This is a genomic window from Gordonia jinhuaensis (genome assembly GCF_014639795.1).
GTDB classification, from domain to species: domain Bacteria; phylum Actinomycetota; class Actinomycetes; order Mycobacteriales; family Mycobacteriaceae; genus Gordonia_B; species Gordonia_B jinhuaensis.
In genome coordinates, this window is record NZ_BMGC01000004.1 from 41,072 (window position 1) to 62,551 (window position 21,480).

Sequence of the window (21,480 nt, forward strand, 5' to 3'; positions counted from 1 at the left end):
TGCCTGTCGTTCGCGGTGTTCGAATAGCTGGCAACTAGCCGCGCCGTTTAGGAACAACATCGGCGTAATTCCTGTTCAGACACGTAGTTGACACATTTTCTCACTTCAAGGCTTGACGGGTTCGGCTAGTGGTGTATTGTGGTCCACGTACCGCGAACCAGGAAGGAGGAGGACATGGGGTTCACTTCACGCGGCATGTACGCCGAAGTCGATCGCGACCTGTTTCAGCGAGCGCTGCGTCGGTCGGGAATGTCGTACCAAGAGCTCGCAGACGAGGCGACGCGAGAACTCCGGAAGATTGCTCGCGCAGAGAAGCGGAAGCGACGCGGTGATGGTGTACCGGATGGTATCTCGAAGGCGCTCGTTGGGCAGCTGTACACCGGGGCCGCGAAGTCAACCCACGAGTTGCGTGGGTTAGCACTTGAGAGGGCGCTCGAAATGGCCGACGGCGATCTTTTCGTGCCCTCGGTGTTTCGCGGTTCGGGTAACACGAAACGATCGGCGTAGGACACAAAGAAAACGCCGCCCGTGCTGGAACACGGACGGCGCAGACAAGAGATGGGAGTCTCAATGCAAGACCAGCATAGCCCACAGGTCATGCCCTTCAACTACGGCGACACTGCGGTGCGGACCGTAGTCATCGACGGTGAGCCGTGGTTCGTGCTCGCCGATCTCTGCAAGGTGCTCGGATTGACCACGCCTGCGAAGGTTGTCGAACGCCTCGACGATGGGGTGAGTTCAACTCACCCCATCTCGGACAGCCTCGGCCGCACTCAGCAGGCGACCATCGTGTCCGAGCCGGGCATGTACGAGGTCGTCATCCGATCGGACAAGCCCGAAGCCGTCGCATTCCGTCGCTGGATCACCGGAACCGTCCTCCCCGAGATCCGCAAGACCGGATCGTTCAACGCGCAGCCCGCACTCCCATCGACGCGTGAACTCGCACAGATGGTCATCGCCGCCGAGGATGCGCGCGAGGTTGCCGAGAAGCAACTTGCCATCGAAGTGAAAACTCGCCAGGCCATGGAGTCCTACGCGAAAGACCTTGAGCCGCGTGCAGAGAACTACGACCGCTACATGAGCGGCGACGGCACTTACTCGGTCGGCAACGTCGCGAAGATGCTTGGCAGGTCTCAGAACAAGCTATTCGACCTGCTGCGCAACGAGGGCATTCTCATCGCCAAAGGCGCTATGCGCAACACGCCATACCAGAAGTACATGCACCACTTCGCTGTCAAGGCCAACGAGTACGAGCGATCCGACGGCACGCGCGGAACAGGTTACACGACCCGCGTGCAGCCCTCCGGCGTCGACTTCATTGCCAAGAAGCTCGGGCTCACCGTTATCGCAACCCAGGAGACGTTCGCATGACCACGACCCGCAAGGCCCTCACCATCGCCGACGTCGCGACCCTCACGGGCCGCAGCGCCAACGTGATCTACGACGCCCTCAACTCCGGTGCCCTCGACGGCAGCCACTCGATGCGCGGAGGCCGCTGGTTCATCACTGAAGCCGCCGTCGACGCATGGATCGCCCAGGGGTGCCCCCGCTACGGACAGTCGGTGTCGGCATGACCGCCATGAACGACAAACTGACCGCCCTGCACGAACTCGCCTGGCGGCAAGCCATGTCCGACGAGCACGCCGCCGTCGCCGAATACCTCGACGCCGTCACCCACCGGCCACCTGCCCGCCTGTTCGAGGTGATTTCCACCCTCGACGCGCTGCGCACCAGCCACGAACGCGTCGCCTCGACCAGCCGCACCTACCTCGCAGCACTCACCCGCAAAGGCGCGCGGTCATGAGGGCGTGGCTGACCGACGTCACCGTCGGCGCCTGCTGCGGCCTCATCGTCCCCGCCCTCCTCGAGGTCGCGATATGGCGGGGAGCCCTGTGATGGCGACCCGATTCCCCCCCGACGAATACGACTGGCCCACACCAATCCCCGCCAACGCTTGCCTGTGGTGCGCGTCCGGCGACCACGACACCGACGACTGCCCCAGAAACCGAGGATCCATCATGAGTCTCGACACCAACCACGTGACCGTTCACTACGAGACGTTCACCCGCGACAACAACCGCCAGTGCACCTTCACCCCCGCCACCGTCGAGGGGGACGAGTTCTACCTCGAGGGCCGCTGGGTCATCGTGCTCGCCGAGGGCACCGTGACCCGGATCCCCGAGTCCCGCGTCATCCGCATCGACCTCACCCGCACGGCGGTGTCGGCATGACCGCCATGATCGGTGACACCAACGAGACCGTCGGCAAGCTGTGGGGCGACCTCGCCGAAACGATGGGTACGCGTGCCTGCCTTCGCATCTGGGAGTACCAGGACATCGTCGAGATTGTCGTCGACCAGCTCGACCCCGAGCGGTTCCCGACCTTCGGCAACGACCTCGACCCCGCGCACATCGACATCTGCAAGCGCGACATCCGGTTCAACACCCTCACCGTGCGTGCCCGTACCCGCGTGCAGGCGCTCCGGTTGGCGTTCGCTGCACTCGCATTCCCGCCGTCGACGGGCGCAAGCCTGCGTCTGGTGAAGGAGGCGTCATGCAGATCGTGATCCGTGAATGCCCCGTGTGCTGGCGTCTCGTCGAGACGGCGCAGAACGTGTGGGCACACAACGACAAGGCCGGGAACGTCTGCCCGATGTCCGGAAAGGAAGCACCGCGCAAGTGGTGTCGGGGGACTCGCGCAATCCCTTGGGAGAGAGGGGAGGTCGCCTGATGGCGAAGCATCGCAAGCCCAGTTGGTGGGTGTCGAAACTGCACGGCGAATGGTGGGCGTACCCCGCCGATCCGACCAAGCGGTCGGGCGGTCAGCGGTTGGATGGCAGGTTCGAGACCAACGGCGAGGCAATGGATTACGCGCACTACATGGCGTCAATGGGGGTGGGACTGTGACCGCACGACGCGACGACGATCAGCGTGACGGGAACGCGATTCGCGGCATCCTCTACGCGCTCCCTGTCTCCCTGCTCCTGTGGGTGCTCATCATCTGGGTGGTGATCGCATGAACACCTACGACGTCATCTGCGGCATCGCCGCCACCGGCGCGCTCGCGGGCCTCACGCTCCTGGGCTGGCTGTGCCCCGACGACAGCGACGACCTCGACCGCACACCCCTCGGCGTCCTCGAACGCCGCGATGAGGAGGAGTTCTGATGGACAGGATGAACGTCGAAACAGCGCAACGCAACATCGACGAGTTCGAGTTCATGTTGTCGTTCGGCATGGGTGTCGAACGCGCCTGCATCCGCGTGAACCGCGCACCCCGCAGCATCCTCCGCTACTACGCCGCACTCAAACTCCCTGCGCCTGGTGGGCTCGCGGGCCTCGACCGCAGCGGCACTCGGAAGGCGTCGTCATGACCGCTTACTACTACCCGCCGCGCACCACGCTCGCCCTCGTACCTGAGTGCGGCATCTGCGGCGTGTGGGGACACCACACCGACAGATGCCCCGAACTCCCCCTCCGACCCAACCCCGACTACGGAACCGACCCCTGGGAGCAGCCATGACCATCACCGGAGAACAGCTCGCCGACGCCCTCAAACCCGGCTCGACAGCCTGGTTGCAAACGGTGAGCGCATCGCAGATCGCCACGATCATCGACATCAACCCGTGGCAGTCCGCGCACACCCTCTGGCATCTCAAGAAGGGCACGCGACCTGCCGACCCGCAGACCGACGCGCAGGGCCGCGGGCACCAGTTCGAGCCACTCATTGCTGACTGGTTCGCCGCTGCCCACCCCGAATGGCAGGTGTGCTTGACCGGAACGTGGCGGCACCGCGAACGGCACTGGCAGACTGCCAACCCCGACCGGCTCCTCATCCCCGACGCCGGCGAGTTGATGCCCGAGCAGGAGCCGACAGCCCTGTTGGAGATCAAGACCGCGCAGGATCTCATGGCGTGGGGCGACGAGGTGCCCAACTACTACCGGGCGCAAGCCATGTGGCAGGCCGACACCATCGGCGTTGACCGCGTCATCTTCGCCGCCTGTGGGCCGTTCGAGCTCTTCGACCGCCGCCCGAAGGAGTTCGTTGTCGACTACGACCCGCGCGAGGCCGCGTACCTGCGGGAAGCGGCGTTGGAGTTCATGGATCTGCTCGACCTCGACGTCGAACCCGATCCCGACTACCGCCGCGACGACGACCGCTTGACCGCCCGCTACAAGCATCCCGCCGTCATCGACGACAGCCTCGACGTGCCCGACGAGGTCGCGGTGCCGTGGCTCGAAGCGCTCGCCGCACAGAAGGCGATCGACGGCGACAAGGCGACAGCGGCAGCCGAACTCGCCGCATACGTCGGGGACTCCAAGACGGTCGTGTGGCGGGGCATCACCCTCGGCTCACGGCGTCGCGGTCGCGGCGACCAGCCGCCCACGTTCGCCGCCGCAAAAGGCATCGCAGACAAAGCAATTCAACTACTCGACACCATGAAGGAATCAGCATGAGTGACATCCAGACCTACCAAGCCCCGCTGCCCGAAAAGATCCAGCACGCGAAGGCGCTCGCCGAGTCCGGGATGATCCCCCGCGTCTACCAGCGCGAGCCCGCGAACGTCCTCGTGGCGATCGAACTCGGCGAAGCGCTCGGCATCAAGCCGATCGTGGCGATCAACGAGATCAACGTCATCAACGGAACACCATCGCCGTCGGCGTCGCTGATGGTGTCGTTGGCGCGGGCGGCAGGCCACAAGGTACGGGTCCACAACGATGAATCGGGTGCCGGGGTGTGCGAGATCATCCGCGCCGACGACCCCGAGTACACGCACCGCAGCGTGTGGGATGAAAAGAAGGCCCGCGCCGCAGGGCTGTGGGGGAAGGGGCATTGGGGCAAAGATCCCGCAACGATGCTGCGGTGGCGTGCGGCGTCGGAGTGTGTGCGCCTGGCGTGCTCGGAAGTGTTGGGCGGGTTGAAGTACACGCCCGAAGAGGTCATGGAGATGCGCGGGCGACAGGACTTCACGCAGCCCGCGTCCACACCTGCGGCGTCGATTACGTCGGAGCCTGCACCCACGGAGCGTCCCAAGCCGTCGATCCCCGCCGACCTCGCCGACAAGATCGTCACTTCTGACGACGTGGAGTGGTTGGCGAAGTCGCGTAACTACTTGCAGCGGTTCGCCGAGTCCGATCCCGAGTCGGTCGCCGACCACGAAGCGCTCATCGACGCGCGGCTCGAAGCGCTCACCGTAGCCGACGAGCCGGATGCGGAGCAGCCCGCGCTCGACGTCGAGATTGAAGCGGAGGCGGTCGACGCATGAGACAGATCCCGAAAGTGCTGTCCATGTCGGTCGTCAACGCCGACAACACCGTCACGACTGCCAACGCCGCGGAGGCCACCCGATGAGCGCGGCGGACGAACTACAGCAGTGGGTGGAAGGCGGCTCTTGGGCCGATCAGGGATACGAATCTGAATTGATACCTGTCGACCTCGCACGCCGGGTGCTCGCGGAGATGGACGAGGCGAAGGATGAAGCACAGCGGTGGAAAGAGCGCTGGCAGGAGGCGATCCGCCACGCCGACGAAGCGTTCGCCGAACGTGACGCCGCGCTCGCCAAGCTCGACGCGGTACGGGCGTACGCCGAGATGGTCACGGTGCCTCCGTATACGCGCACGGCCTGGCACGTCCTCCGCATCCTCGACAGGAGCACACCATGACCGACACAACAGAAGGAAACATCATGTCCAACAACACCATCACCCTGAACGGAATCGACTACATCCCCGCGTCTGAAGCGGGGCCAAAAGTCGAATCGTCCAAGTCGATCGTCATCTTACAACGCGGCTGGGTTTTCATCGGAGACCTGAGCAAGCATGGCGACGAGTTCACATTGTCGAATGCGCAGAACATACAGCGATGGGGCACGACAGACGGTTTGGGCCAGCTCGCACTCTCGGGGCCGACTGCGAACACGGAACTGAAGCCTGCTGGGACCGTGCGGTGCCATGAGCTGACCGTCGTGGCCCGCCTCGACGTGGACGAGTCGAAGTGGTGACCGCCCTGGCAGCGTCTTTGGGGGAGCTGTCGCAGACCACATACGGCGATGGCCTCGGCGACGGCTACGGCTACGTCCTCGGCGACGGCTACGGCCTCGGCGACGGCTACGGCTACGGCTACGGCTTCGGCTACGGCAACGGCCTCGGCAACGGCAACGACTGCGGATGGTGAAGGCATGAGTCTCAGCGACATCGCGGATCGCCTCGGCTGTAGCGCGAAAGCTGTCCGACAACACCTCGACAACATTGACATGATCCCCGACCGCGGCCCGTACGCGCAGTGCGGCACCGCCGCGGGCTACAGCATGCACCGCCGCCAAGGAACGCTCGTGTGCCGCGCATGCAACGACACCGGCAACCGGAGCAAGCGCGCGATGCAACTCGACAAGGACGGTGCGTGATGGACCCCTACTACACAGATGACCTCGTGACGCTGTACCACGGGGACTGTCTGGAACTGCTGGCCGAGATGGCGGACCGCAGCGTTGATGTGGTGATCACAGACCCGCCGTTTGATGCTCGCACGCATAGTATGGCGCGTTCAAACCGTAACGGGTACGGCACATCTGGTGGAGGCAACAGAGTTCTCAGTGGCACCGCCGAGACTCGGTTCGATTGTTGGGATCACCCTGCGCAGCTGGCCTTCTTCGAGCAGCTGGGTCGGCTCACCCGGAGGTGGGTGATTGCAAACCTCTCCACTGACACAGCCTTTCGATTCGAGGTGGAGCAGGCGCCACCTGGGCTGAAAGTGATGCGCGTCGGGTCGTGGATCAAGACGAACCCGATGCCGATCATCTCGGCGGATCGTCCGGCGATGGGATGGGAGCCGATCGCCTACATGCATCGCGTCGACGTCAAACCGGCATGGAACGGTGGCGGCCGGGCAGCAAACTACGTGCTGCCTACTTCCCAGGGGTCCGGGCACGCAACACAAAAGCCTGTCGACATGGTGCGCGACTGGGTCCGCAAGTTCTCAGATCATGGAGACACTGTGCTCGACCCATGCATGGGTACTGGCACCACAATTCGTGCGGCCGTCGACGAGGGGCGTCGAGCAATTGGCATAGAGGTTGACGAGCGCTGGTGCGAGTACACGGCACGCCGACTCGATCAGATGGCCCTCGACTTCGGGGCTAAGGAGACGTGATGGGCGACATTGACCCGCAAACCGAAGCGCGCATCCGAAACCAAGAACTCGACTTTGAGGACGCCTCATGAGTAGGGCCTGCCGCGCCTGCGCACACGGAAGGCGATAGCCGATGTCCCACTACTATCCGCCGACCGTGACCGGGCCACTCGACCAATATGACTACTGGGATCGCGAGGTGAGCGCCGGCCGCATGTTCGAGTGCGACCAGTGCGGCGAGTACGGCAACAGCAGCGACGAATACGAGCACCAGCGCAGCGACTGCCCGGCCGAGCACGGCGCCGCAGCGTACTGGCGCGAAGCGATCTACAACGAGCACGCAGAACCACCCACCACGGCAACCGGCCGATTCCGCACCGACTGGCTGAACGCTCGCCGGCGCGCTCTCACCGAAGGACAGAACCAGTGACCGAGATCATCGGCGAACTCATCGGCAGACCGTTCTCTATGGACGAGGTGCGATAGTGCCCCGCATCAGGGCAGTGAAGCCCGAGTTTTGGTCCTCGCCGAACCATCCCAGCGACCCCTGGACACGGCTGCTCTACATAGCCATGTGGAACTGGGCCGACGACTCCGGCGTGGGCACCGCAAACCTTCGAGAGGTGGCTGGATTTGCGTTCCCAAACGACGACCACATCGATGCCCGCGCGATGCGCCGTATGTGCGCCGACATTGCGGCGCACTATGGCGCGCAGTTTTACACGGTCGCGGGCAGGCCATATTTCTCGATCCCATCGTGGCGCGAACACCAAAAGTTCGACAAGCGAAGAGACGGCAAACATCCCGGTCCCGAACAGGCGGAAACATGGCTCTACCAGGACGTTTCCGAAGAGTCGGCGCAATGCGCCGACAGTGCGCCGAATGTGCGCCGACATGCAGGCGCACCGCCCGCGCCGGAACAGGGGAACAGGGGAACAGGGGAACAGGGGAATTCCTCTCCCGCACTTCCTGACGTTCACTCACCAGCGAGCGCGAGCACGCGAGCCGAACGCCGAATGGTTGAACTCAACGCGACCTCGCGGTCAGCCGTCGCGGACAAGTTCGCGGGCGAGTTCAACCGCTGGGCCGGTGGCGGCATCCCGAACCAGACGCTCATCGAGATCGCGCAGGAAGCCGATCGACTCATCGCCGACGGACTCGACGCGCATCAGATCGCCGAGGGCGTGAAGGCGTGGCACAGATCCGATCGGCTCTACGCCTCGCAGATTCCCCACTTCGTCGCCAAAGCCGCAAGACCCGCGCAAGCCGACTCGAAGCCGACCAAGGCGACATTGCGCGCCGTCGACACCCTCGCCACCGCCGAAGCGCTCATCGCCGAATTCCACCAGGAGTCCGCATGACAACCCCACCCCCGCCCGATTGGGCGATCGCCGCCGCAGGAGCGGCACTGTCCCGAGCCGAGGTGTTCGACGACCGAGTCACCGCCGACCGGGCGCGCATCCTCGTGTGGGCCGAAGCGTTCGCCACGTACGGCATCGAGCAGGCCGACGCGGTGGCCGCGGTCACCGCGCACTACCAGCAGGCCGACGCGCGCACACCGGGTCCGGGCGACATCATCGCCCACGCCCGCAAAATCCGCGGCGAACGCGCAGAACGTGAACGAGGACGCAACGCCACAGCCGCCATATCGCCGCCAGACTCGCAATTCGCCGGACTGCCCATCCCGACGAGCGGAGAGCCGATCTGGGCAGCCTACGAGCAGCTCGACGCGATCACGGTGCCATGCCGGACGTGTGGCGCACAGCCGGACGACGCCTGCGTGAACCTCGCCACCGGAACGGTCAGGAAAATCCCCTGCGTCGCACGCCTCACCGACGGGAAGCGGGCCACGGCATGACCGACACCCGCGTGACGCTGACGCTGCCGTACGAGCGTCCGCCGCTGACACCGAACATGCGAATTCACTGGACCACCAGAGCCGCTCTCACGCGAGAAATACGCCAGACCACACACATACTCGCGAAAGCCGAAAGACTCAGCCCACGAGGCAGCCAGGGGGTCGCAATCACCATCCACTGGCACACACCAGACCGCAGACGCCGCGATGTAGGGTGCCTAACCCTCACAGCCAAAGCAGCCATCGACGGCCTCGTCGACGCCGGAATCCTCACCGACGACGACCACACCCACGTCACCGAAGAGCGCTACCGCATCAGCCACGACCCCACCAACCCGCGCATCGAACTATGGATCGAGGACCAGTGACCGCCGCCCCCGATTACCTCACCTGCATCTGCGGCAAGCGCGGCTACTTCGCCAAGCGGGACGCCAAGACGGTGCGCCGCGTCCACGGCGGCGATCACCTGAGCGTGTACCGCTGCACCACCTCGGGGTACTGGCACATCGGCCACAGGCCGGCGTTGCTGACTCGCGGTGTCATCGGGCGTGCCGACGTCAGGACTCGACGATGAGCCATCCCACGCCCGAGCATGCGGTCATCGAAATTGCCGAATTGCGCACCCTCATGCTCGCCAAAGTCGACTACCAGGAGTCTGAAAATGAATCCGCGTGACGCACAGCTCAGCGACGGAGAATTGCTCGACCTCGCAGGCAAACTCGACGCCATCACCATCGACCTCGTCGACCGGCTCGTCTACCTCGCGACCGAGCCGATGCCACGGTTGGGTGTTGCTGGCCCTCATGTCCGATCTCAGCCCTGTTCACGCCCGCCGTACAACATCGGGGCTGAAATCATCCTCGACAAGCTCGGAAACGAGCTGAGCACCACGGTCCGCCACTTGTGTGAGCACCGAGGTCAGGAGGTGCCCACACTCGGGAGCATCGTGGAACTCGCGGGATGGCTGCGCAAGCACCGCGTCGCCATCGCCACCATGCCTGATGCCCGCGACCTGCACGACGCGCTGTGTCGTGTGTGCGATGAGGCGCGGCGCGCGGCACACCTCGAAGAGCGTGAGTACCGGATCTCGCAGGCAATGGTGGACGAGGCGAATCGACAGTTGGTGACTTCCCAGCAGATTGTCAAACTCGCCCACAAACTGGGCGACCAGGGCAAGGGGCTGTCCTACGAACGCGTGCGCACACTGAGACGCCGGGGCGGGTTGACCGTGGCCTACGAGGACGCGGAGACAGGCACGCTGTTCTATCGCCTCGGCGACGTGCTAGCGGCACATAGCGCGTACAGACGCCGAAGCACGAAAAATGCTGTAAAGTAACAAGATACAACAACATAAGACCCCGGCGACTGCGTCAACAGCCCCGGGGCATGGCCGACTAGTAAGGAGTCGACATGGCGAAGCGTACCGCAGTAGTGGTCCATAGGTCTCAGGTGTCTCTCGGAACGACAGACGACATCGAATGCTCCCACCCTCGGTGCAGGCACCGGCCCCAACAGACATACCCATTTCCCCTCCCGCTTTGCAGCCGCCATCTCGTGCAGGTTCTTTCACGCTCTGTTGAGGTTGCCAAGCAGGCAAAACAGGAATCCGTGGTCAAGAACAACGCACCACTCGTCTTACAAGAAAAACACGCCGTTGGAGTGGGGGCGCACGATGCGGTCGTGTACTACATCCGCTTTGGTAACAGGATCAAGATTGGTTACTCCACGAACCTAGCCCAGCGGCTCAGGGTAATTCCTCATGATGAAGTGCTAGCTACAGAACATGGTGGAGCAGCCCTTGAGCGCATTCGACACACGCAATTCGCCGCAGAGAGAGTGAATGGCGAATGGTTCAAACCGTCGCCGCGTTTGATAAAGCACATCAACGCCTTGCGAGACAAGCACAAGGGGTTGTGATACGCTGCGCGTGACGGCACCTGCGGGTATTTACCCGAGGTGTCGTTTCTGCTCTCTGCACAACATCGGGCTGAGCATTGAGGGCACTCCCCGCGCGGGGATCAGCTTGCACGCCATCGAAGGGATCATGCATGGCATACCCGACGCCCGCCGACCAACGCGACGGACACGGACGCTGGTGCATCATCCAGCGCCCCGCCGCCGGCACCCTGTGGCTCGCCGACGAAGGCGAACGCATCGGATTCGACCCCATGCCCCAAGCCGACCCGCAACCCGTCCTCGACCTGCTGCACACCGCAGCAGACGCCGGACGCACCGCCGCCCAGGCCTGGGACATGATCGTCGGACTCGTCGGCGTGCAGATCATGGAAGGCGACCTCGCGCACTGGAAACCCGACCGCAACTACCGCAGGCAGCGAGTCCAGCCGTGAACCCCAAACTGCCTGCGGCGGTCAAGCTCAGTCAGTTGTCCGCCGCACTCGAAATGTTGGGCATCACCGCAGGCACCGTGACCGCCATCGAATTCGACTTCCTTGGCCCCATGAAGGTGACCCTTCTCGTCAAGGACAGCCACGGGGATGTAATCCAACAGGGCAACGGTCTCCTCCACACCACCGTGGAGATCCCGATCGAGCGCGATGTGTCATGACTCAAGCCCAGATCGACAACCGCTTCACCCTGCTCTGCCACGAACTCGACGCCACCCTCAAGCACGGCAAATACGGGCGCGTCAACGCCGAACACGTCGTGCGCATCAAGTTCGGGCTCCTCGAAAAGCTGCACGCCGCACGCGAAGCCAACCGCCGCGGGAGACCACTGACCGCCAACCAGGTCGACGAACTGTGCGACCGCTTCACCGACATCACCGGCATCGACATACCCGAATGACATCGACACACGCGGAGGTCGTCTTGCACACGTACGACGATCGGGACGCGCACGCGAATGGCCGGCGGACAGTTCTGGACTGACGCCGAGTCTGATCGGCTGCGGGAACTGCACCGCCAGGGGGTGGCGTTGCATTCGATCGCGAAGGAGATGGATCGGTCGAAGGACACGATCCGTCGGTGGTCGAAGAAGCTCGGGCTCAGCTACGACAGGTCGAAGACGGCGCGTGCGTCGACGGCTAAGCATGTGGACAACAAGGCACGCCGCGCGTCGTTGGAGGAACGGTTGCTCGTGAAGGCAGCTGAACTGCTCGATGAGACTGAGCGCGGCGAGCTGGTGTTCAGCTTCGGTGGCGCGGACAACACGTACAACGATCGCCTGTTGGACACCATGACGCCGCGGTCGAAGAAGGATCTCATCCAGGCGATCGGGTCGTTGCTGGTGTCGGCGAACAAGCTGCACGAACTCAACTCCGAGGGCCGTGACCTGCCTGCGGTGGATGCATGGTTGTCGGGGATGCTTGGAGGGGAAGCCGAGTGATCGTCAACCCGCTCGTTGGCAAGGGGCTGGCAGCAGCGAGGGCACCGAAAGCGCGCGTCAACGTGTACGAGGGGTCGGTGCGCTCATCCAAGACCATCGGCAGCCTCATCGAGTGGATCAGGTTCATTCGGCAAGGCCCGGACGGCAACCTGCTGATGACGGGCCGCACCCAGCGCACCATCATCAACAACCTCGTCCTACCGATGCAGGAGATGTTGGGTACGCAGCGCTGCAAGATCAACTACGGATTGGGCACCGTCGACATCCTCGGTCGCACCATCCTGCTGATCGGCGCCGACAACGAGGCCGCACGCACCAAGATTCAGGGCCTCACCTTGGCCGGCGCGTACGTCGATGAGGCGTCCACGCTGCCCGAGTCGTACTGGAACATGCTGGTGTCGCGCCTGAGTGTGCGTGGCGCGTGCTTGTGGGCCACCTGCAACCCCGAAGGCCCGCGACACTGGTTCAAGCTCAAGTGGCTCGACAAGGCCGCGTACTGGATCACTCACGACGGCAGCATTCGTGACCGGCGCGGCGACCTCACACTTCCCGAGGGTGACGACAAGCGCCCCATCGACCTCCACCGGGTGTCGTTCATCCTCGACGACAACCCGAATCTCGACGCCGACTACGTTGCCAGCGTCAAGAGCATGTACACCGGCCTGTGGTATCGCCGCATGATCCTCGGAGAATGGGCGTTGGCCGACGGCGCGGTCTACGACATGTTCGACCCTGCACGGCATGTGGTGGACGAGCTACCCGAGATGCGCACCATCGTCGCTCTCGGCGTCGACCACGGCATTCAGAACCCGACGCGCGGTGTGCTCATCGGCATCGGCACCGACGGCTGCCTGTACGTGGTGGCCGAGTGGAATCCGCCGAAGTGCACGGATGCTGAACGCTCTCAACTGCTTCGGGCGTGGCTCGACCAGCAGGGGTGGCCTGAACGCATCTTCGTCGATCCCGCGGCGAAGGGCTTCCGTAACCAGTTGCGCGTCGACGGCTTCACCAGCGTGTTCGCCGCGAACAACCGTGTGGTGCCTGGCATCACGCTCGTGTCGAGCCTGCTCGACGCCGACCGCCTCAAGATCCACCGCTCCTGCACCGCTCTGATCGACGAGATTCCCGGCTACGTGTGGGACACCAAGAAGGCCGAGGAGAAGGGCGAGGATGCGGTCATCAAGCTCGACGACCACAGCGTCGACAGTCTTAGGTACGCCATAGTTACGAGCCAAACCCTGTGGCGTCCTTACGTTTCCATCCCCACCCCGACCGTTGACCCCGAGGAGGTTGCCGCGTGAGTGTCGACCTCCCCGCCAACGGCACACCCTGGCCGCCCAAGCCGCACGACAAGGTGCTGAGCGCGTGCGCCGAACGGCAGGTGTGGTGGGAAGGCGACCCCGATAAGCTCGCCACCTTCTACGGTGCACAGGGTGCGCAACGCTCCGACATGGTCAACACAGGCCGTGTGCAGCGGGCGTGGCGGGCGTTCTGGGGTCAGCGTGAACCAGGGCCGAGCAACCCGAAGCGGATGCATGTGCCGGTCGCTGCCGATCTCGGACGCGTTGCAGCACAATCCCTGTTCGCCGAACCCATCGTCATCACCGACCCTGACGGCAACGAGCGGCTACAGGCGATCATCGACGACCTCGCCAACACCGACGAAGCACACGCTCGCCGACTGTCGGCTGCCGAGAGCGCATCCATGCTGTCAGGCGTGTACGGGCGCATCGTGTGGGATCGCAGCATCAGCGACAATCCGTGGATCGACTGGGTCGACGCCGACCGCGCGATCCCGACATTCCGCTGGGGACACCTGGTCGCGGTCACCTTCTGGACTGAACTCGACTCGGGCGACTCCAACGCGGTGTTGCGGTGGTTGCAGCACTACACGGCAGGACGCATCGACCACGCGCTCTATCAGGGCACAGCCGACAACCTCGGACGTGTCGTGCCCCTCGCAGAGCATCCCGCCACCGCGGGGCTTGAGGTGACGATCGACGGCACCGGCATCGAGACGGGCACCGACAGACTGTGCGCGGGCTACGCGCCGAACCTGCGGCCAAACCCGGAGTGGCGCAACGAACCTGCGCTCGCCTCACTCGGCAGGGCTGACCTGACCCGCGATGTGCTGCATCTGCTCGACCGGATCGACGCCTGCTGGTCGTCGTGGATGAATGACCTCGAACTCGGGCGCGGGCGCGTGTTCGTCTCCGACGAGCTCCTGTCGGCGCGGCGGGGACACACCCCCGGCTTCGACCTTGACCAAGCGGTGTACTCACCCATCGGCGCGGGCATGGGTAGCACTGGTGAGGCCATGACGTACCTACAGGCGCAGCAGTTCGACATCCGGGTCGCCGAACACCAGGCCACTTTCGAGAACCTGCTACGCCGCGTGCTCTCCCGCGTCGGCTACTCACCCCTCACGTTCGGCCTGTCGGATGAGACGGCGGTGACCGCGACCGAGGTGGACGCCAAAGAGCGTGACACCAACAGCACCCGCGCCGCCCGCATCCGCTTGTGGTCGCCGACGATGGTGTCACTGAACACGACGCTGTTGCAGGTGGCCGCACATCTCAACGGCACACCGGAGCCTTCCGAGGATCTCGAAGTGTCGTGGCCGTCGATGCGTCAGCAGTCCGACAACCAGCGCGCCACGACGGTGCAGATGTGGGAGGCGGCGAAGGCCGCGTCGACGGAGACGAAGGTCCGCCATCTGCATCCTGAGTGGGATGACGGGCGGGTCGCCACTGAGGTCACGTTGATCGACGACGCCAACAGCATCAGCGTCGCGACGCTGCCCGAGGAATCCGACTTCACCACCGAGCCTGATGCCCCCGACGCCGAAGCGGTCGACGAGCAACAGCCCGACGAACCCGCGACACAGGAGCCACCGCGCTGATGTGGTGGTTGACCCTGCCGATCTACGCCATCGCGCGCGCCGCCAAGGTGATCGAGGAACGCACAGCAGGCAAGGCGAGGCAACAGTTGGCATGGCATCTCGCAGTACAGGCAGAGCGTTCGCTGCCGCACCCGCGAGCCGATAAGCTGGGCTGATGCCCCTGCAACCCGGCCCGCTCACCGAGCCGCTGGTGCAACAGATCCTCGCGATGTACGCCGCCGCCGAAGCCGACCTGCTGCAACGCATCGCGGCGAGGCTGGCGAAGGGCTTGGACTCACCCGATTGGGCTGAACGGCAGCTCCTCGAAGTGCAGACGTTCCGCCGCGAAGCCGAGATCATCTTGGCGAAGCTGCAAGCAGGCACCCCGGTCGCGGCACAAGAGGCAGCATCGTTGGCGATCAACCGCGGTGCCGCTGTCGCCCAGGCTGAGATCGCGAAGGCCATCACGCCGGCAACCACTGCCATGACGAGCAGCGTCGGGGCGAGCATCGACACCTACGCTCTGACCGCCGCAGCCGCCGACCTCACGCAGACGTTGGATGCGACACGACCTCGCATCTTCCGTAGCATCACCGACGCCTACCGCGACGTCATCGCGAAGGCCGCACAACCGGCGATGGTGGGGGCACAAACACAGCGTGAGGTTGTTGCCCGCGCGCTCTCGGACTTCGCCCGCAAAGGCATCACGGGATTCCGTGACCGCTCGGGGCGTCAGTGGGAGATGCAGTCCTACGTGGACATGGCAACCCGCTCAGCGCTGATGAACGCCGCGGTCGAGGGGCACACGGCGAAGCTGGAAGCCAACGGCTTCGACCTCGTCATCATCTCCGACGTGCCGCAAGAGTGCGAGCGCTGCCGCCCATGGGAGGGCAAGGTGCTGTCGCTGTCGGGGCGTCCGACGACCGAGGCGAAGTGGGCCAACGGCAAGCCGGTGAAGATCGCGGGCACCCTGGCGCAGGCACGTTCGGCGGGGCTGTATCACCCCGGCTGTCGACACTCGCACACAGCGTTCATCCCTGGTCGCACACGCTCATTCGGTGAGACGGCAGACCCGCAAGGGCAGGCCGATCGCGAGAAGCTGCGCTACCTCGAACGGCAGGTGCGAGCGGCCAAACGCCAGCAAGCCGTCGCGATCGACGACGAGGCTGCGAAGGTGGCGAAGGCACGAGTTCGCGCCTACCAAGCGAAGATCCGCGAGCACACGGCGAACACGTCGGCGAAGCGTGTCCCCTGGCGCGAGCAGATTCACGACTGAGACTTCCCGACCTCAATGTCGGGTGACCCCGCACCGCTCCTGGTGACGGGGATATCGGCGTGCGCGCGATGCGCCCGCCCAGATCGAAGGATGCCGCGATGGCAGACACCGCACTACCCATTCACCCGGTCACCGGACTCCGTGCCCTTGGGCTCGGTAAACGTGGCCCCATCTGGCCCGTCATCGGCGGCAATGGTGAGGGTGGAGACCCCCCAACCGACCCCAACCCGCCCACCGATCCCCCGGCAGACCCGCCGAGCGATCCGCCCGCCGACGCGGACCCGAAACCGGGTGACGACGACAAACTCGGCGAAGGCGGCAAGAAGGCGCTCGACGCCGAACGCGAACGCGCCAAAGCTCTCGATAAAGAACTCAAGGCGCTCAAGGCCGCTCAGCAGAAGGCCGAACGTGCCAAGCTCGACGACACCGAACGCGCCAAGGCCGAAGCAGCCGACGCCGCCGACCGTGCCGACAAGGCCGAACGACGCGCCGCGCTCCTCGAAGCCGCTGTCGCTCACGGCCTCACCAAGGACGATCTCGAACTCCTCGAGGACACCCCCGTCGACAAGATCGACGCCAAGGCCAAGAAGCTCGCCGCCATCCGCAAGGCCTCGGCCAAGGCAGGCAGCTCGGGCGGTGAAGCCACCGGTAGCCGGGGCGCACAGAAGCCAACCAGTCTCGGCGGCGCCATCTCGGCGCACTACGCCACCCAGTAGACCCCCGATCCCGCGATCCTGCGGGGAAGTGAAAGGAGCACGCCACCATGGCTGTCACCCTCGCAGAATCGAAGAACAACGCCGTCCAGGACTACGACCCCATGGTCATCGACGAGTTCCGCAAGGAATCCGCCATCCTGGACGCACTCATTTTCGACGACGTCGTCAACCCCGCAGGCGGGGGCGCGACCCTCGACTACGGATACCGGCGCCTCGTCACCCAGGCCGACGCCGCATTCCGCGCGTACAACACCGAGTACACGCCCGCGAACGTCACCACCGCGAAGTACAGCGTGACGCTGGCCGTGCTCGGCGGTGCGTTCGAGATCGATCGCGTGCTCGCCAAGCTCGGCCCCGCCGCCAGCGGCGCCGTCGCGCTCAACATGAGCCAGAAGATCAAGGCCGCCCGCGCCAAGTTCTCCGACGCCGTCATCAACGGCGACACCGCAACCGACGCCAACGGCTTCGACGGTCTCGACAAGGCACTCATCGGTTCCTCGACCGAGGTCGGCGCCACCGCGGTCACCGATTGGACCGACTTCGACACCGACACCCGGTCGCCGTTCAAGGGCCTCGACAAGCTCGACGAATGGCTGTCCTACCTCGACGGCGCACCGACGCTCATCCTCGGCAACAAGAAGGCGTTGGCCCGGGTGCGTGCACTCGCCCGACGGTCCGGCCAGTACACCAAAGACCCGATCGATGGACTCCTCGGCGCGAACGGACGCCCGATCGTCCGAGAGTCCTACGGCAACATCACCTTCGTCGACCCCGGCGACAAGGCGGGCAGCTCGAACCCGATCATCCCGATCTCGACCCGCACCGTGAACTCGGTGTCCACCACCGGCCTGACCGACCTGTACGCCATCCGCATTGGCCTGGACGGCTTCCACGGCGTCTCGACGGTCGGTGGCCAGATCGTGCAGTCGTGGTTGCCGGACTTCTCGACCTCGGGCGCGGTGAAGAAGGGCGAGGTCGAGCTCGGCCCCGTGGGCGTCGCCCTCAAGGCCACCAAGGCTGCGTCCGTGCTCCGCAACATCAAGGTTCAGTGAGGTTCCCCATGGCCAAGATCACCGCCCCCGTCAAGGATTTCAGCGGCACCGTGGCAGGCGTCGACTTCGTCGAGGGCGTCGGCGACACCGACGACGAGAACGCCATCGCCTACTTCGAGCGCCAAGGCTACGAGGTCTCCAAGGCGAAGGCGAAGGTCGATATCCCCGACGGCGAACCGTCGGACTCGTGGACGGTCGCACAGCTCAAGGCGTACGCCGCAGAGCATGACGTGGACCTCGGGGACGCGAAGAACAAGCCGGATATTCTCGCGGTCCTGGCCGCCGAGCAGCCCGACTCCTGACATGTCCGACCCGGTCGGGGCGCTGCAGCCCCGGCCGGGCGGGCACCACCACCCTAGGAGCGACCGTGCTGATCCACGCCACCGCCGACCAGCTCACCACCTTCATGGGCGAACAACCCGACCTCGACGTCAACGTCGACGCGATGCTCCGCAAAGCCTCGATCATGGTCACCTCGGTGACCCGCCGAGACTGGTTCCCCGTGCAGGACAACGGAATGTTTGCCGACGATGACCTGCGTGAGGCGATGGCTGACGCCACCTGCGCGCAGGTCGAGCACTGGCTCAACGCCGACATCAACCCGCTCGCCGGTGGTGCACAATCCGACATCGTCGCCTCCTCAGGCGTCGACGGCGGGTCGGTCACCTTCGTCGCGCCGACCGTCGCCGACCTGGCTGCCGCCACAGACGCCCTGTGCGCCGACAGCCTGCGGATCCTGCGTAACGCGGGTCTGGCCACGGCAGTGGTGTGGTGATGGCCCGCGACCCCCTCGCGATGTGGTGGCGGATGCCCGTCGAGGTGCGACGCCTCATCGGCTCCGGCCCCTACGGCGACACCTTCGACAACGACACGCAGATCCTCGGGAAGCTCCGCTCCGGTAACCGGCTGATCCGCGACGCCACCGGCGCGCAGGTCGTGTCATCGAGCGGTGCCGCGTTCCCTGTCGACACCGACACCATCCCCGTCGGATCGCAGGCCAGGCTCCCCGGCGGCGGATGGCGAACCGTCATCGCCGAAGCCCGCCACCAGACCGGAACCGGAAAGACCCCCGACTACTACTCCATCGACCTCGACTGAGGAGACCGTCATGGCCGTGACCGTCAACTGGGACGGCGACAACACCCTCAACGACGACGACCTCGAACGCGGTCTGCTCGCCGGGGCCGAACTGCTCCTGGACGAATCCAACCGCAAAGCACCCATCGAGACCGGCGCCTTGATCCGCTCGGGAACCGCAGTCGCACAAGGCAATCAAGCCGCCGTCGGCTACAACACGCCCTACGCGGTACGCCAGCACGAAGAGGTCGGCTACCACCACGACGCCGGCCGCGAAGCGAAGTTCCTCGAGAACGCGCTCCACAACCACAAGGACCAGATCCTCGGAGCCATCGGCGACGCGATCCGCGAAGGCCTCACATGACCATCGCCCCCGCCGCCGTCCTCGACGCCCTCGCACAGCACATGGCTGACGTCGGTGTCGCCGTCTACACCCCGAACGGCATCTACACCGGCACACCCACACTGCCCGCCATCTACTTCGGGGCCATGCCCACCAGCGGACCCGACCGCGCCGTCACCCTCAACCACTACGGCTCCGACCCCGACATCTTCACCATCGACTGCACACCCACGCTGTACGCGCAGATCCGGTGGCGCGGCACGAAAGACCCCCGCGTCGTCCACGACGACGCCTGGCGCGGCTTCCTCGCGCTGCACAACACTTCCGGCTCCTGGCCGGGAGGGGTCGAGGTTCGCATCATCACCCGCCACATCGACGGGCCCCTCGACGCCGACACCAACGGGCGATACCTCAAGCCCGACTCGTACACCATCGCCCTACAACCAGGAGACTGACCATGGCCGTCCCACTTCAGCAGTCCAGCAACGCAAGCCTCAAGTACTTCAACGCCGGCCAGTGGCGGTGGGAGATCGACTGCTCCGCCGCCCAGGACGGCTCCAACTGGCAGGAGCTGCGCGCACTGACCTCCGGCACCGTCGCCTTCTCCCCGAAGTCCGTCGACGACACCGACTTCGGCTCCAACGGCTGGGCGTCGGCCGCGATCATGGGCAACAGCTGGAAGATCGACCTCAAGGGTGCGGTCAAGGGCACCGGCGTCAAGCCGAACCGCGTCATCAACCCCGCCCTCGTTCGCCTCCTCAACGCCGGCATGACCCTCGGCGACGACAACACCATCCACCTGCGCGGCTGGCGCACCGACGAACTGCCCCTGTCATTCGAGGGCTACGCGGCGTGCGAGACGAACCTCGACGACGGCAAGCCCGACGGCGGCCAGAACTGGACCGGCACCCTCACCGGCAAGGGCGCGCCGATCCCGATCGCCAAGCAGACCGCTGCCGGCACCATCGGCGCCGTGCTGACGCTCAACACCGCGACGTCGGTCACCCTCGGCCTCAACGGCAAGGCGGTCGCCGTCACCCCATCGACCACGGCGAGCGCATTGCAGACCGCAGTGCAAGCGGTCACCGGGTTCTCGGCGACCACCGTCACCGGCTCGACGGGCGGGCCGTACACGTTCGCCAACATCCCGGCGTCGGCGACGCTGAGCGTGCTGTCCAACGACGGCACCGCCACCTTCGCCTGACCCCGAAACCGCGGGCGGGCCGGATAACACCTCCTCGGCGTCCGGCCCGCCCGTCACCACATCCACCTCGCAGAAACCCAGGAGCATGAGCGACTTCCCAGACCTCGACGAATTCTTCGACCCCGCAATGCGCCTCACCATCCGCGGGGTCGAGTACGTCATCAACCCGCCCAGCGTGAAAGACGGCATCAAGATCCGGCTGTTCTTCGACGACCCGAAGAAGAAGGGCACCGGCCTCGACCGTCTGCACTGGATGGCGAAACTTCTCGGAGCGACCTTCGACCCCGAGGCCGAGGAGTTCTCCGGCGGCGTCTGGTCGCAGATGGAAGCCGACGGATGCTCCGCCGAAGAGATCCTGCGCGCCGGAAACGCCGCACTCCTACGGTGGGGCGTCAACAGTGAAGTCGCGCAGGTCTTCTGGGGACCAGACGATCTCGGATTCCCGGACATCGCCCCGGAGAAGGAAGTGGACGCGGCGGGAAACCGTTCGGCCCGCCGAGCGCGGGCCAAGAAGAAGCCGAAGAAGGCCACCTCATCCAAGGCCGATACGGCCTCTACGACCCCCGCCCCGGAGCACTAGGCCCCGACGACCCCGGCGGCAC

General features: G+C 65.1%; 41 protein-coding genes. All 41 read left to right on the plus strand.

Annotated features, from left to right (window positions below; translation table 11 throughout):
* Positions 1-174 precede the first annotated feature (174 nt).
* On the plus strand, positions 175-507 hold the full coding sequence (locus tag IEW22_RS04000; protein WP_188585307.1) for a hypothetical protein: 333 nt from the start codon (positions 175-177) through the stop codon (positions 505-507).
* A 90-nt stretch (positions 508-597) separates the two neighbouring features.
* Positions 598-1,371: a phage antirepressor KilAC domain-containing protein gene (locus IEW22_RS04005; RefSeq protein WP_188585308.1), complete on the plus strand. Its 774-nt coding sequence runs from the start codon at positions 598-600 to the stop codon at positions 1,369-1,371.
* Positions 1,368-1,574, plus strand: a complete 207-nt coding sequence (locus IEW22_RS04010) for a helix-turn-helix domain-containing protein (protein WP_188585309.1) — start codon at positions 1,368-1,370, stop codon at positions 1,572-1,574. The genes IEW22_RS04005 and IEW22_RS04010 overlap by 4 nt, the downstream gene beginning before the upstream one ends.
* Positions 1,571-1,804 (plus strand): hypothetical protein, encoded by a 234-nt coding sequence (locus IEW22_RS04015; protein ID WP_188585310.1) that lies wholly within the window; start codon positions 1,571-1,573, stop codon positions 1,802-1,804. Before IEW22_RS04010 ends, IEW22_RS04015 begins: the two co-directional genes overlap by 4 nt.
* Positions 1,805-2,018: 214 nt before the next feature.
* Positions 2,019-2,231 (plus strand): hypothetical protein, encoded by a 213-nt coding sequence (locus IEW22_RS04020; RefSeq protein ID WP_188585311.1) that lies wholly within the window; start codon positions 2,019-2,021, stop codon positions 2,229-2,231.
* Positions 2,228-2,566 carry a hypothetical protein gene (locus IEW22_RS04025; protein WP_188585312.1) on the plus strand — a complete coding sequence of 113 codons (339 nt, stop codon included), beginning with the start codon at positions 2,228-2,230 and terminating at the stop codon, positions 2,564-2,566. The genes IEW22_RS04020 and IEW22_RS04025 overlap by 4 nt, the downstream gene beginning before the upstream one ends.
* A 163-nt stretch (positions 2,567-2,729) precedes the next feature.
* A complete protein-coding gene (locus tag IEW22_RS04030; RefSeq protein ID WP_188585313.1) occupies positions 2,730-2,906 on the plus strand; it encodes a hypothetical protein in 177 nt (58 codons plus the stop codon).
* A gap of 109 nt (positions 2,907-3,015) precedes the next feature.
* A complete protein-coding gene (locus tag IEW22_RS04035; RefSeq protein WP_188585314.1) occupies positions 3,016-3,165 on the plus strand; it encodes a hypothetical protein in 150 nt (49 codons plus the stop codon).
* An 8-nt stretch (positions 3,166-3,173) separates the two neighbouring features.
* Positions 3,174-3,371: a hypothetical protein gene (locus tag IEW22_RS04040; protein ID WP_188585315.1), complete on the plus strand. Its 198-nt coding sequence runs from the start codon at positions 3,174-3,176 to the stop codon at positions 3,369-3,371.
* Positions 3,368-3,520 carry a hypothetical protein gene (locus tag IEW22_RS04045; protein ID WP_188585316.1) on the plus strand — a complete coding sequence of 51 codons (153 nt, stop codon included), beginning with the start codon at positions 3,368-3,370 and terminating at the stop codon, positions 3,518-3,520. Before IEW22_RS04040 ends, IEW22_RS04045 begins: the two co-directional genes overlap by 4 nt.
* Positions 3,517-4,455: a YqaJ viral recombinase family protein gene (locus IEW22_RS04050; protein ID WP_188585317.1), complete on the plus strand. Its 939-nt coding sequence runs from the start codon at positions 3,517-3,519 to the stop codon at positions 4,453-4,455. The genes IEW22_RS04045 and IEW22_RS04050 overlap by 4 nt, the downstream gene beginning before the upstream one ends.
* A complete protein-coding gene (locus tag IEW22_RS04055) occupies positions 4,452-5,264 on the plus strand; it encodes a hypothetical protein (RefSeq protein ID WP_188585318.1) in 813 nt (270 codons plus the stop codon). The genes IEW22_RS04050 and IEW22_RS04055 overlap by 4 nt, the downstream gene beginning before the upstream one ends.
* Before the next feature lie 82 nt (positions 5,265-5,346).
* A complete protein-coding gene (locus tag IEW22_RS04060; protein WP_188585319.1) occupies positions 5,347-5,661 on the plus strand; it encodes a hypothetical protein in 315 nt (104 codons plus the stop codon).
* Positions 5,658-5,999 carry a hypothetical protein gene (locus IEW22_RS04065; protein ID WP_188585320.1) on the plus strand — a complete coding sequence of 114 codons (342 nt, stop codon included), beginning with the start codon at positions 5,658-5,660 and terminating at the stop codon, positions 5,997-5,999. The genes IEW22_RS04060 and IEW22_RS04065 overlap by 4 nt, the downstream gene beginning before the upstream one ends.
* Positions 5,996-6,172 carry a hypothetical protein gene (locus tag IEW22_RS04070; RefSeq protein ID WP_188585321.1) on the plus strand — a complete coding sequence of 59 codons (177 nt, stop codon included), beginning with the start codon at positions 5,996-5,998 and terminating at the stop codon, positions 6,170-6,172. Before IEW22_RS04065 ends, IEW22_RS04070 begins: the two co-directional genes overlap by 4 nt.
* A 4-nt stretch (positions 6,173-6,176) precedes the next feature.
* Positions 6,177-6,401 carry a helix-turn-helix domain-containing protein gene (locus IEW22_RS04075; protein ID WP_188585322.1) on the plus strand — a complete coding sequence of 75 codons (225 nt, stop codon included), beginning with the start codon at positions 6,177-6,179 and terminating at the stop codon, positions 6,399-6,401.
* A complete protein-coding gene (locus tag IEW22_RS04080) occupies positions 6,401-7,147 on the plus strand; it encodes a DNA-methyltransferase (protein WP_229742190.1) in 747 nt (248 codons plus the stop codon). Before IEW22_RS04075 ends, IEW22_RS04080 begins: the two co-directional genes overlap by 1 nt.
* Before the next feature lie 112 nt (positions 7,148-7,259).
* Positions 7,260-7,556 (plus strand): hypothetical protein, encoded by a 297-nt coding sequence (locus tag IEW22_RS04085; protein ID WP_188585324.1) that lies wholly within the window; start codon positions 7,260-7,262, stop codon positions 7,554-7,556.
* A gap of 586 nt (positions 7,557-8,142) precedes the next feature.
* A complete protein-coding gene (locus IEW22_RS19985) occupies positions 8,143-8,487 on the plus strand; it encodes a hypothetical protein (RefSeq protein ID WP_229742160.1) in 345 nt (114 codons plus the stop codon).
* On the plus strand, positions 8,484-8,984 hold the full coding sequence (locus tag IEW22_RS04095) for a hypothetical protein (protein ID WP_188585326.1): 501 nt from the start codon (positions 8,484-8,486) through the stop codon (positions 8,982-8,984). The genes IEW22_RS19985 and IEW22_RS04095 overlap by 4 nt, the downstream gene beginning before the upstream one ends.
* 11 nt (positions 8,985-8,995) lie before the next feature.
* On the plus strand, positions 8,996-9,352 hold the full coding sequence (locus IEW22_RS04100) for a RusA family crossover junction endodeoxyribonuclease (protein ID WP_188585327.1): 357 nt from the start codon (positions 8,996-8,998) through the stop codon (positions 9,350-9,352).
* The gene (locus IEW22_RS04105) at positions 9,349-9,558 is read left to right on the plus strand and encodes a hypothetical protein (protein WP_188585328.1); all 210 of its coding nucleotides are present in this window, start codon (positions 9,349-9,351) and stop codon (positions 9,556-9,558) included. The genes IEW22_RS04100 and IEW22_RS04105 overlap by 4 nt, the downstream gene beginning before the upstream one ends.
* Positions 9,559-9,681: 123 nt before the next feature.
* Entirely contained in the window at positions 9,682-10,320 is a 639-nt protein-coding gene (locus IEW22_RS04110) for a hypothetical protein (RefSeq protein ID WP_188585329.1), read from the plus strand.
* 218 nt (positions 10,321-10,538) lie between these two features.
* Positions 10,539-10,901: a GIY-YIG nuclease family protein gene (locus tag IEW22_RS04115; protein ID WP_229742161.1), complete on the plus strand. Its 363-nt coding sequence runs from the start codon at positions 10,539-10,541 to the stop codon at positions 10,899-10,901.
* Positions 10,902-11,032: 131 nt separating this feature from the next.
* Positions 11,033-11,332 carry a hypothetical protein gene (locus IEW22_RS04120; protein WP_188585331.1) on the plus strand — a complete coding sequence of 100 codons (300 nt, stop codon included), beginning with the start codon at positions 11,033-11,035 and terminating at the stop codon, positions 11,330-11,332.
* Entirely contained in the window at positions 11,329-11,550 is a 222-nt protein-coding gene (locus IEW22_RS04125) for a hypothetical protein (RefSeq protein WP_188585332.1), read from the plus strand. Before IEW22_RS04120 ends, IEW22_RS04125 begins: the two co-directional genes overlap by 4 nt.
* On the plus strand, positions 11,547-11,789 hold the full coding sequence (locus tag IEW22_RS04130; RefSeq protein WP_188585333.1) for a hypothetical protein: 243 nt from the start codon (positions 11,547-11,549) through the stop codon (positions 11,787-11,789). Before IEW22_RS04125 ends, IEW22_RS04130 begins: the two co-directional genes overlap by 4 nt.
* Before the next feature lie 57 nt (positions 11,790-11,846).
* Positions 11,847-12,329 (plus strand): helix-turn-helix domain-containing protein, encoded by a 483-nt coding sequence (locus IEW22_RS04135; protein ID WP_188585334.1) that lies wholly within the window; start codon positions 11,847-11,849, stop codon positions 12,327-12,329.
* Entirely contained in the window at positions 12,326-13,630 is a 1,305-nt protein-coding gene (locus IEW22_RS04140) for a PBSX family phage terminase large subunit (protein ID WP_229742162.1), read from the plus strand. The genes IEW22_RS04135 and IEW22_RS04140 overlap by 4 nt, the downstream gene beginning before the upstream one ends.
* Entirely contained in the window at positions 13,627-15,231 is a 1,605-nt protein-coding gene (locus IEW22_RS04145; RefSeq protein WP_188585336.1) for a phage portal protein, read from the plus strand. Before IEW22_RS04140 ends, IEW22_RS04145 begins: the two co-directional genes overlap by 4 nt.
* A complete protein-coding gene (locus IEW22_RS04150) occupies positions 15,231-15,386 on the plus strand; it encodes a hypothetical protein (protein ID WP_188585337.1) in 156 nt (51 codons plus the stop codon). The genes IEW22_RS04145 and IEW22_RS04150 overlap by 1 nt, the downstream gene beginning before the upstream one ends.
* Positions 15,386-16,486 (plus strand): phage minor capsid protein, encoded by a 1,101-nt coding sequence (locus IEW22_RS04155; protein ID WP_188585338.1) that lies wholly within the window; start codon positions 15,386-15,388, stop codon positions 16,484-16,486. Before IEW22_RS04150 ends, IEW22_RS04155 begins: the two co-directional genes overlap by 1 nt.
* A 98-nt stretch (positions 16,487-16,584) precedes the next feature.
* Complete coding sequence (locus IEW22_RS04160; RefSeq protein ID WP_188585339.1) at positions 16,585-17,202, plus strand: hypothetical protein; 618 nt, start codon at positions 16,585-16,587, stop codon at positions 17,200-17,202.
* Between the two features lie 47 nt (positions 17,203-17,249).
* Positions 17,250-18,254: a major capsid protein gene (locus tag IEW22_RS04165; protein ID WP_188585340.1), complete on the plus strand. Its 1,005-nt coding sequence runs from the start codon at positions 17,250-17,252 to the stop codon at positions 18,252-18,254.
* Between the two features lie 8 nt (positions 18,255-18,262).
* The gene (locus IEW22_RS04170; RefSeq protein ID WP_188585341.1) at positions 18,263-18,556 is read left to right on the plus strand and encodes a hypothetical protein; all 294 of its coding nucleotides are present in this window, start codon (positions 18,263-18,265) and stop codon (positions 18,554-18,556) included.
* Between the two features lie 65 nt (positions 18,557-18,621).
* Positions 18,622-19,029: a hypothetical protein gene (locus tag IEW22_RS04175; RefSeq protein WP_188585342.1), complete on the plus strand. Its 408-nt coding sequence runs from the start codon at positions 18,622-18,624 to the stop codon at positions 19,027-19,029.
* Positions 19,029-19,352 carry a hypothetical protein gene (locus tag IEW22_RS04180; RefSeq protein WP_188585343.1) on the plus strand — a complete coding sequence of 108 codons (324 nt, stop codon included), beginning with the start codon at positions 19,029-19,031 and terminating at the stop codon, positions 19,350-19,352. Before IEW22_RS04175 ends, IEW22_RS04180 begins: the two co-directional genes overlap by 1 nt.
* A 10-nt stretch (positions 19,353-19,362) precedes the next feature.
* Entirely contained in the window at positions 19,363-19,695 is a 333-nt protein-coding gene (locus tag IEW22_RS04185; RefSeq protein WP_229742163.1) for a hypothetical protein, read from the plus strand.
* On the plus strand, positions 19,692-20,129 hold the full coding sequence (locus IEW22_RS04190) for a minor capsid protein (protein ID WP_188585344.1): 438 nt from the start codon (positions 19,692-19,694) through the stop codon (positions 20,127-20,129). The genes IEW22_RS04185 and IEW22_RS04190 overlap by 4 nt, the downstream gene beginning before the upstream one ends.
* A 2-nt stretch (positions 20,130-20,131) precedes the next feature.
* A complete protein-coding gene (locus IEW22_RS04195) occupies positions 20,132-20,878 on the plus strand; it encodes a phage tail tube protein (RefSeq protein WP_188585345.1) in 747 nt (248 codons plus the stop codon).
* Positions 20,879-20,963: 85 nt separating this feature from the next.
* Positions 20,964-21,458, plus strand: coding sequence for a DUF7426 family protein (locus IEW22_RS04200; protein ID WP_188585346.1), 495 nt, complete (start codon positions 20,964-20,966; stop codon positions 21,456-21,458).
* Positions 21,459-21,480: the final 22 nt, after the last annotated feature.